Source organism: Paenibacillus woosongensis, assembly GCF_009725165.1.
Classification (GTDB): Bacteria; Bacillota; Bacilli; order Paenibacillales; family Paenibacillaceae; genus Fontibacillus; species Fontibacillus woosongensis.
In genome coordinates this window covers 151,500-160,025 of sequence record NZ_WNZW01000010.1, presented here as the reverse complement: position 1 = coordinate 160,025, position 8,526 = coordinate 151,500, and the positions used below count along the sequence as shown (strand labels likewise).

At 49.7% G+C, this 8,526-nt stretch carries 5 protein-coding genes and 1 rRNA gene; all 6 read right to left on the bottom strand.

Features of this window, described 5'->3' with window-relative positions; translation table 11 throughout:
- Nucleotides 1-63, bottom strand: a 16S ribosomal RNA gene (locus GNP95_RS19910); the annotation flags it as partial.
- 569 nt (nt 64-632) lie between these two features.
- On the bottom strand, nt 633-791 hold the full coding sequence (locus GNP95_RS25840) for a hypothetical protein (RefSeq protein WP_196427257.1): 159 nt from the start codon (nt 789-791) through the stop codon (nt 633-635).
- A 258-nt stretch (nt 792-1,049) separates the two neighbouring features.
- Entirely contained in the window at nt 1,050-2,219 is a 1,170-nt protein-coding gene (locus GNP95_RS19900; RefSeq protein ID WP_155612590.1) for an MFS transporter, read from the bottom strand.
- A gap of 212 nt (nt 2,220-2,431) precedes the next feature.
- Entirely contained in the window at nt 2,432-3,928 is a 1,497-nt protein-coding gene (locus GNP95_RS19895) for an ABC transporter substrate-binding protein (protein ID WP_155612589.1), read from the bottom strand.
- Between the two features lie 210 nt (nt 3,929-4,138).
- Nucleotides 4,139-6,148, bottom strand: coding sequence for an NAD-dependent DNA ligase LigA (ligA, locus tag GNP95_RS19890; protein ID WP_155612588.1), 2,010 nt, complete (start codon nt 6,146-6,148; stop codon nt 4,139-4,141).
- A 25-nt stretch (nt 6,149-6,173) separates the two neighbouring features.
- The gene (gene pcrA, locus GNP95_RS19885) at nt 6,174-8,492 is read right to left on the bottom strand and encodes a DNA helicase PcrA (RefSeq protein ID WP_155612587.1); all 2,319 of its coding nucleotides are present in this window, start codon (nt 8,490-8,492) and stop codon (nt 6,174-6,176) included.
- Nucleotides 8,493-8,526: the final 34 nt, after the last annotated feature.

The window sequence follows — 8,526 nt, the reverse complement described above, 5'->3', positions numbered from 1 at the left end:
GACTTGCATGTATTAGGCACGCCGCCAGCGTTCGTCCTGAGCCAGGATCAAACTCTCCAATAAAGGATGAAAGCATCACTTATCCAATGGACGGGATCTTTCATCCCAGGTGAAAGGAAGTTTTACCGAAGGTAAAATCTCTTTCAGCTAAGGTGTTTGACTTGCTCATTTTGAATCTGACGATTCATTATTGAATCTAAAAAATAACGAGTTCCATTTGTTCAGTTTTCAAAGAACTTGCCTTCTGTTCTCCATCATTGATTCTAAATCAAATTTTGTCGAACAATTAAATATTATATCAAACCATCACGCTGTTGTCAACTGTATTCGACGCTAATTTATTTAGCTCGTTTCGAGCGACAAGTAATAATTTATCACGTCCAAGGACATATTGCAATATTTATTTTCGTATTTTAGGCTGGTAAATAAATCCGCAGCCTGCACTTTACGAGACGACCATCGCCATTCGTCCCATTAAGAAAAGCTGCCTTCTATAATAGTCCTCCATCAACCCATCCCCTAGAGAACGGAAGTCCCCCTCACTATAAATAGTGCCCGACGCCCAGCCCTCCAATGCGAGTTGGTAGATATTTCTCCATGAGGGCGTGTTGATGGTCAGTTTCCTAGTCTGCTCATTCTGCAGCCCTCTCGATAAATTTCTCTAGCGCTTGCTTCGAATCCCCACCTTTTTGAAGCTCCCAGGTGCTCACAACCTCAACCTCAATATGGGGATACTTCATCGCAAACAAATCGCCGAAACTGTTAAAATACGAAGTCTCATCCCAATACATGACCTTTATCGCTGTCTTCTGGTTAGTATCCGGGTTTCCTTGCTCTTTTCCACAAGCGGAGACTAGCAGCAGCGAGAGTAAGAATATAGGGATAAACCATTTGCTAACAATCTGTATGCTATTCCGATGGATTTTTCTATACATGACAACCTCTCAGTACTACGATTAGATTAGTTTAATATGACAAATAAAAAAGGCTAATCCTAACTTCAAGAGGATTAACCAGATGTGATTTATGAAATTCAAATATCCATTGATTTAAGCAGTTTTTCTCTCTTTTCCCTTGAACTCCGCATATTTCAACAGCGCAACCACACTACCTGCCAACAATATGAATCCTGACGCAATACGCAGAGCAATATCATAATCCGCTGTCAGAGCCCCTATTCCCGAGGAACCTGCTACGACGCCAAGCGAGAAGAACGCGTAAAACAAGCCGAATGCTCTTCCCTTGAATTCCTCGCTAACATTCTTAACTAGTAAAGAATTCAAAGACGGAAATAGCAAGGAAAATCCAAGCCCATAGAAAGCCATGACAGCAAACATGGCTGCCTGCTGATGAAAAAATGATAGCAGCAGCAGCGCCAGCATGATGACTGTCCCGCCAGAAAACATCAGCAGGAGCGAAGACAGTCGATCAAACCAGCGATTACTTGGCATAACGAATACAACGATCGCAACTATGCCAAACGTGCTTAGCATCAGCCCTGAGGCTTGTGCCGGGAAGCCAAGCTCATCCGCTTTCAGAGGCAAGGCATAGGTTAAAGCCCCCATCGCAAACATAAGCGAAAATGCTCCAATATAAGATTGCAGCACCGGCCCCTTGCGAAGCATAGCCCCGAGCCCTTCCACCGAACGAGAGAGCTGAAGCCTCCGGGTAATCCGTTTCGCTTGTGACGCCGGGATCGTCACCCCCACCAATAAACCGCCAAGCATCAGCAGCGTGGCCGTCCCCCAAAATAAAGGAGGAAGGCCCAGCTTAGCCTTCGTGATCCCGGCTACAGCCGGGCCTACAATCGCCGCCGCTCCGACAGCCGCACCGGAGAGAGCCATCGCTCTACCCGGCTGCTGAGTCGAAGCAAAATGCGAGATTAAAGTAAAGGCGCTGGGCACTAAGAGTCCACCAGTCAAACCATGAACAAAACGTACGATGATCAAATGCCAGGGCTGACTAACTAGAGGATATAGCATCATAACGACAGCCGTCAGAACAAATCCCAGCAGTAAAATATTTCGTGCTCCGTAGCGGTCAATCCAGTAGCCTGCCGCAATATTTCCGAACATATTGGTCAGCGAATACAATCCGACGGCAAGACCAATAATGAATGACCCGGCGCCAAGGCTCTTGGCGAACGGTCCCATGACAGGCAGCTGTATAAACAAGTCCATAAAGCAAAGCATAACGATGCCGTACAATAGTCGTTTCATATACACCCATCCGTTCTTCCATAGCGGCCCGGTTCACCAGATCATTCCGTCAGCATTCATTGTGACAGCCTCATTCTCTCCCAATCTGCGGGAGCTCTAGGATAGTTCGCCTTACACCGAATCCTGCTCGCTCTTCTCGATTGTGTTAATTATAGAGCACTCGAAGAGTTTAAAAAATAAGGGAATTCCCTATTCGAGTCAGAGTCTTCGGGTTAGCCTTCGTTCGCGCTGTTTTCCGCTGAGCCTTCCGCTCCGTCAGAGCCTTCGCTGGAGTCTGCGGTTCCCGCGGAATCATCAGCAGACCCTTCACTGGAGCCGCCTTGGGCTTCCTCTTCTTTCTTCTTCTCTTCCTGTTCCTTCAGCGCTTGATCCAAAGCGACTTGGCCTTCGGCCTCAATCTTAGCCAAAGCTTCATCCAAGGATTTGGTGTTATCTTCAACGGCCTTCAGCTCCGTATCAAGCAGAGGCTGGAATTTCTCATAAAATCCGTTAGGGATTTTTCTCATTCCCGAGTAATCCGTCGGCAGCGGCTTCAATTTATAATAAGCCTCAAGACTGATGCCGTTATATTCGTCGGTATATCCCATCCGGGACAACAATCCATTGTTCAGGCTTCTCGACTTAATCTTGGCGAACTGGTCACCATTAACGAATTTGATGAATTCCCAAGCAGCATCCGCATTCGGAGAATTTGCCGAAATGGCAAATACTTCGCTTATGCCGATGTTTCTGGATTTATCCGGGTCAGTAGATGATGCCGGTCCTGCCACGATGCCGATTTCAAAAGGCTTGTAATCCTTCAAGGCATCCGCAGCTTCCTTCAAATTGCGAAGCACATACGTGTCGCCGGTCGTCATTGCGGCTCTTCCCATTACAAACGGCTGACTTTGATAGTACTCCTCCATCGAACCGCCTCTGAAGCCATCTTCTCCAGGATTATAAAACACATTGGATTTCATGGCATCAAGAGAGGTCTGATAGATTTTTTTCCACGATTCGGTATTCAACGTAAGCTTCATGGAATTCGTATCGATCTGTTCAATTCCTTCAGACGAGGAAATCATCGAGGCAAGCTGCGTCATATTGATTCCCCAGTTATTGTCGAAGCCATATATTCGAGTCTTCTCATCGCCCTCGGTAGGAAACTGCTTGGCCAACTCAATAATGTCGTACCAGCTCATGCCGTCGCGCGGCAATTCCACACCATGCTTGGCAAACAAATCCGCGTTATACAAAATCGCCGAACCGTAGAAATTCGGGGTCAGACCGTAAATCTTATTATCCCCGCGTTCCTTCAGAAGCTCGATCAATGCGGGGTAAATCGTATCGATACTGTATTTGTCCCGCTCAATCAAAGTATCTAGCTCACGAATTTTGCCTTCGGAAATATAAGTCTCCATCTGATCAATGCTTACCATAAGCACGTCCGGTTGTTCCTTATCGATAAAATCCTTAAAAGCCTTATCATAATCCCCATCCGGACCCATATCTCTATAGATATTATTAGTGCTTACAACTTCGATCTCAATATTAGGGTGCTGCATAGTAAATAAATCGCCGTATTGTTGGAAAAAGTAGTTTTCATCCCAGAACATTACTCTCAAGCTTTGCTGCTCGGGCTCTTTGGAACCGGGATTGCTAGTACATCCCGCCACAAGCACGAGGCACATGATCAAGAACAGCGCCTTCTTCATTCCTTTAATAGACATTTTTACCTCCAAAATTTGTATTTTCTCTAGTTCACCATTATAAACGTATTTGATGGCAACATGGTTACATTTTGGAAGCTTTTTATATGAGAAAAATTTATAAAGCCTGCTAGAGCCTATATTTAAATATAAAAAATACCCCCAGCAAGCGGCTGCTTGCTGAGGGATATTCCCACTTTCTTAATTCAATCCAGCATGATGTCCTGCGTTCTACTCGGTCAATAACCGAACGAACTCATTCTCATCCTCGATAACCGGGATGCCAAGATCCTTAGCCTTGGTCAGCTTGCTGCCCGCTTTCTCGCCAGCGATGACGAGATCGGTCTTCTTCGATACACTTCCCGTTACCTTAGCGCCCAAAGCTTCAAGACGCTCTGTCGCCTCATCGCGGCTGAGCTGGTGCAGCGTCCCAGTCAGCACTACCGTTTTGCCTGTGAAAAAGGAGTCCTTCACAGGGCTTCGCTCCTCCGGCGCTTTAGCCTCCACGCCAAGCTCAAGCATCTTGTGAATGCCCGCCTGCATGAATGGATCGGCAAAGAAGGTAACGATACTCTCGGCGACAATGCCTCCGATATCCGGGAGCTGCATCAGTTCTTCCTCGGTTGCTGACATGATCGCTTTCAGATCGCGGAAATGATCGGCCAGCACCTTTGTGGTCGATTTGCCGGTATTCGGAATGCCAAGCGCATACAGAAAGGAAGCCAAATCCCGCCCCTTGCTCTTGTTGATCGCATCCAGCAAATTATTCGCCTTCTTCTCCCCGAAGCGCTCTAGCTTAACAAGCTGCTCGAAAGTAATCTCATACAGATCCGCCGGCTCGTGAATGTCCAGCTCTTCGAATAGCTGCTCGGCCGTCTTGTCGCTAAGCGTCTCGATATCCATTGCATCCCGGGAAGCAAAGTGAGTGATGCGGGTGACGATTTGCGGCTTGCAATCGAAGCGGTTGTTGCAGAATAGATGCGCTCCCCGCTGCTCCAGCGGGAAGCCGCAGGCCGGACAAGTATCCGGGAACACAATTTCCCCGCCATCCTGCTCATCGGTCACTTTGCCAAGAATTTCCGGGATGACATCATTGGAGCGGCGGATGAACACCCGGGTTCCCAGGGCAAACTTCAGGTTCTTGCGCTCAATGTCCCCGACATTGTTCAGCGTACAGTTCTGTACCGTCACGCCGGCGAGCTCCACAGGCTCGACCCTGGCGAGCGGCGTAATTTTGCCGGTTCGCCCGACGTTCCAGGATACTGACTCCAGAATCGTCGTTGTTTCCTCGGCTTCAAATTTATAAGCAATCGCCCATCTCGGGAATTTATCCGTATAACCGAGCACTTCGCGAGTTCTCATGTCCGTGACTTTAATGACGGCTCCGTCAATCAGATAATCGAGCGAATCCCTTCGCTCTTGAATTTGCCCCAGCGCCTTCATCACCTGGGTGAAATCATCGAAATATTCGATATACGTATTGACTTTGAAACGATTGTCCTTCAGGAAGTCCATCATCTGACGATGGTCCGTAAACTGAATATTGTCGGAATAGCCGACGTTGTAGAAATACGCGTTCAGCTTTCGTTCAGCCGTCGTCCGCGGATTCAAATTCCGCAGCGCTCCAGCAGCGGCATTGCGGGCATTCTTGAGCGGCTCGGCGGCGGTCTCATTGTATTTGGCCAGGACGGATAAATTCATGATGCCCTCGCCCTGAACCTCGATCGTCCCTTCGCGGTAAGGAATCGTCAGCGGCACCGATTTAATCGTCTTCACCTGGGCTAGAATCCCTTCGCCGACGACGCCATTCCCCCGCGTGGAAGCCTGCACGAGCTTTCCGTCCGTATACGTCAGATTCAACGTCAGCCCGTCGAATTTAAGCTCGACGACATAAGTCGGCGACGGAAGCGGATTGTCCGGATATTTGCTGTTATAATCGTCGATCAGGCGAATTACCCGATTATTCCAGTTAATCAGATGCTCCTCCGTTTGCGCTTTGTCCAAGCTCCACAGCGGAGCCAAATGACGATGCGGCTCGAAGCCCTTCAGCAGCTCTCCGCCAACCCGGCCCGTCGGAGAATCGGGCAGAACGATGCCCGTCTCCGCTTCAAGCGCGGTTAACTGATCGTACAGGGCATCATATTCCTTATCGCTTACCAGAGGCTGATCCAAGGTATAGTAATGATAGTTGTATTGATTCAATTGCTCGACGAGCCGCTCCATCGTTTGCATCGCATCCATATGCGGACAACCCTCCTAAATATGATTACTCTTCCACTTTCGTGATCGGTGCGAAGCCTGCAAGCAGCCGCTTCACTCCAGTCGGCGCAGGGAATGCAATTTGCAGTTCCATATCATTCCCTGTGCCTTTAACCGCTACGATCGTCCCGATGCCCCACTTGCCATGCGCCACTTTATCGCCCGCATTGAAGTCGGCAGAATCTGCCTTCTTCGCGGTCTGGGCTCCGGTAACACCGGTGGTCACGGTTACGCCGCTCGAGGTCGGCGCAGACGTTCGTGTCCCTCCCCGGTCGGCAGACCGGTGGCCAAAGTTGCTTCCTGCTCCTGCGCCGAATCCGCGGCCGCTGTATGCCCCGCCAATCCCTGCGCCCCGCCGGTAGCGGTCGCGGGCCATTTCGGTATCCTCCTTCAGCTCCTCTGGAATCTCCTCTAGGAACCGGGACGGAGCATTGGCCGTTGTCCGGCCAAAGAGCGTGCGCATCTGCGCGCAGGTGAGAAACAAACGCTCCTCCGCTCTCGTTATGCCAACATAAGCAAGACGGCGTTCCTCTTCCAGCTCTTCATTATCTTGAAACGCACGGCTGTGCGGGAAGACCCCTTCCTCCATGCCGATAATGAAGACGACAGGGAACTCCAGTCCCTTAGCGCTATGCATAGTCATCAAGATAACCGCGTCTCCAGGCTGATCCTCCTCCTCATCGTTCATCGTATCGATATCGGAAATCAGCGCCAAATCGGTCAGGAAGGCAACAAGCGTCTTGTCTTCGTTATTCTTCTCAAACTCCATCGTCACGGAGAGGAACTCATCGATATTCTCCAACCGGGAGCGGGATTCGATCGTATTCTCATTTTGCAGCTCCAGCCGGTACTGCGTCATTTCCAGCAGCTTCTCCGTCAGCTCGGTCACGGATAAATATTCGACCATTTGATGCAGCGCAGCAAGCATGTCATAGAACTCGACGAGCGCATTCCGCGTCCGTCCGGAAAATCCGAGGTCGTCCACTGTATAGAGCAGGCGGAAAATCGATACTCCCCGCTCCGCAGCCGCAGCCGCCAGCTTGCCAACGGTTGTATCGCCGATGCCCCTTTTGGGCACATTGATAATTCGCGTCAGGCTGATATCGTCATCCGGATTGGACAGCAGCCGCAAATAAGCGAGTAAGTCCTTGATCTCTTTGCGGTCGTAGAACTTGATCCCGCCGACAATTTGATAAGGAATATCCGATTTGATCAGCGTTTCCTCGATCACCCGGGACTGCGCGTTTGTCCGGTACAAAATAGCATGGTCCCGATAGCTTCTGCCTCTTTTGATGCTATTATGAATTTCCGAGGTGACGAAGTAGCCTTCGTCGTGCTCGGAGCTTGCGCGATATACTTTAATTTTGTCGCCGTCGCCTTTGTCGGTCCACAGGTTCTTGGGCTTGCGGCCCGTATTCAAGGCAATGACAGCATTGGCCGCATTGAGGATATTCGAGGTAGAGCGATAGTTCTGCTCCAGGAAAATGGTTGTTGCCTCAGGATAATCCTCTTCGAAGTTGAGAATGTTAGTAATGTCTGCTCCACGCCAGCGGTAGATGGACTGGTCGCTGTCACCCACGACGCAGATGCGGTGATGCTTGTTGGCCAGCAGCTTGCAGAGCATATATTGGGCCCGGTTCGTATCCTGATATTCATCGACATGAATATAGGAAAATTTCTTCTGATAGAAGTCGAGCACATCGGGTACTTCCTTGAACAGTTCGATCGTCTTCATGATCAGGTCGTCGAAATCCAGGGAATTGTTCTGGCGCAGCCGTTTCTGATACATGGTATACACTTTGGCCACGATGCCCTCGAAGTAGTCCCCTATCTTCTGCTCATACTGCTGAGGGGTGATCAGTTCGTTCTTGGCGGTGCTAATCATCGCTTGGACAGCCTTTGGCTCAAACTTCTTCGTATCGATATTCAAATCCTTCATGCAATTGCGAATGACGGACAGCTGGTCGGTCGAATCGAGAATAGAGAAGCTCGAAGAAAAGCCAATCCGCTCAATATCCCGACGCAAAATCCGAACGCACATCGAGTGGAAGGTCGAAACCCAAATGTCCTTGCCTTCTTGTCCTACCAGCTGAGAAACGCGCTCCTGCATTTCCCGGGCCGCCTTGTTGGTAAACGTAATCGCCAGAATGGCCCACGGCGGAGCTTTGCGCGTAGCTATAAGATAAGCGATCCGATGCGTAAGCACCCGCGTCTTACCGCTGCCTGCCCCCGCCATAATGAGCAGCGGTCCCTCGGTCGTTACCACGGCTTTGCGCTGCTCGGGATTTAGTTTTGTTATCGCATCTTGTATGTTCACAGGTTGCATAGAGATACTCCTTTCCTTCAGTTCAGAACGCCGG

What these genes read in the sequence shown, in the direction of transcription:
- GNP95_RS25840 (WP_196427257.1), bottom strand. Translation starts at nt 791, where the DNA reads ATGTATTGGGATGAGACTTCGTATTTTAACAGTTTCGGCGATTTGTTT.
- GNP95_RS19900 (WP_155612590.1), bottom strand. Translation starts at nt 2,219, where the DNA reads ATGAAACGACTATTGTACGGCATCGTTATGCTTTGCTTTATGGACTTG.
- GNP95_RS19895 (WP_155612589.1), bottom strand. Translation starts at nt 3,928, where the DNA reads ATGTCTATTAAAGGAATGAAGAAGGCGCTGTTCTTGATCATGTGCCTC.
- ligA (WP_155612588.1), bottom strand. Translation starts at nt 6,148, where the DNA reads ATGGATGCGATGCAAACGATGGAGCGGCTCGTCGAGCAATTGAATCAA.
- pcrA (WP_155612587.1), bottom strand. Translation starts at nt 8,492, where the DNA reads ATGCAACCTGTGAACATACAAGATGCGATAACAAAACTAAATCCCGAG.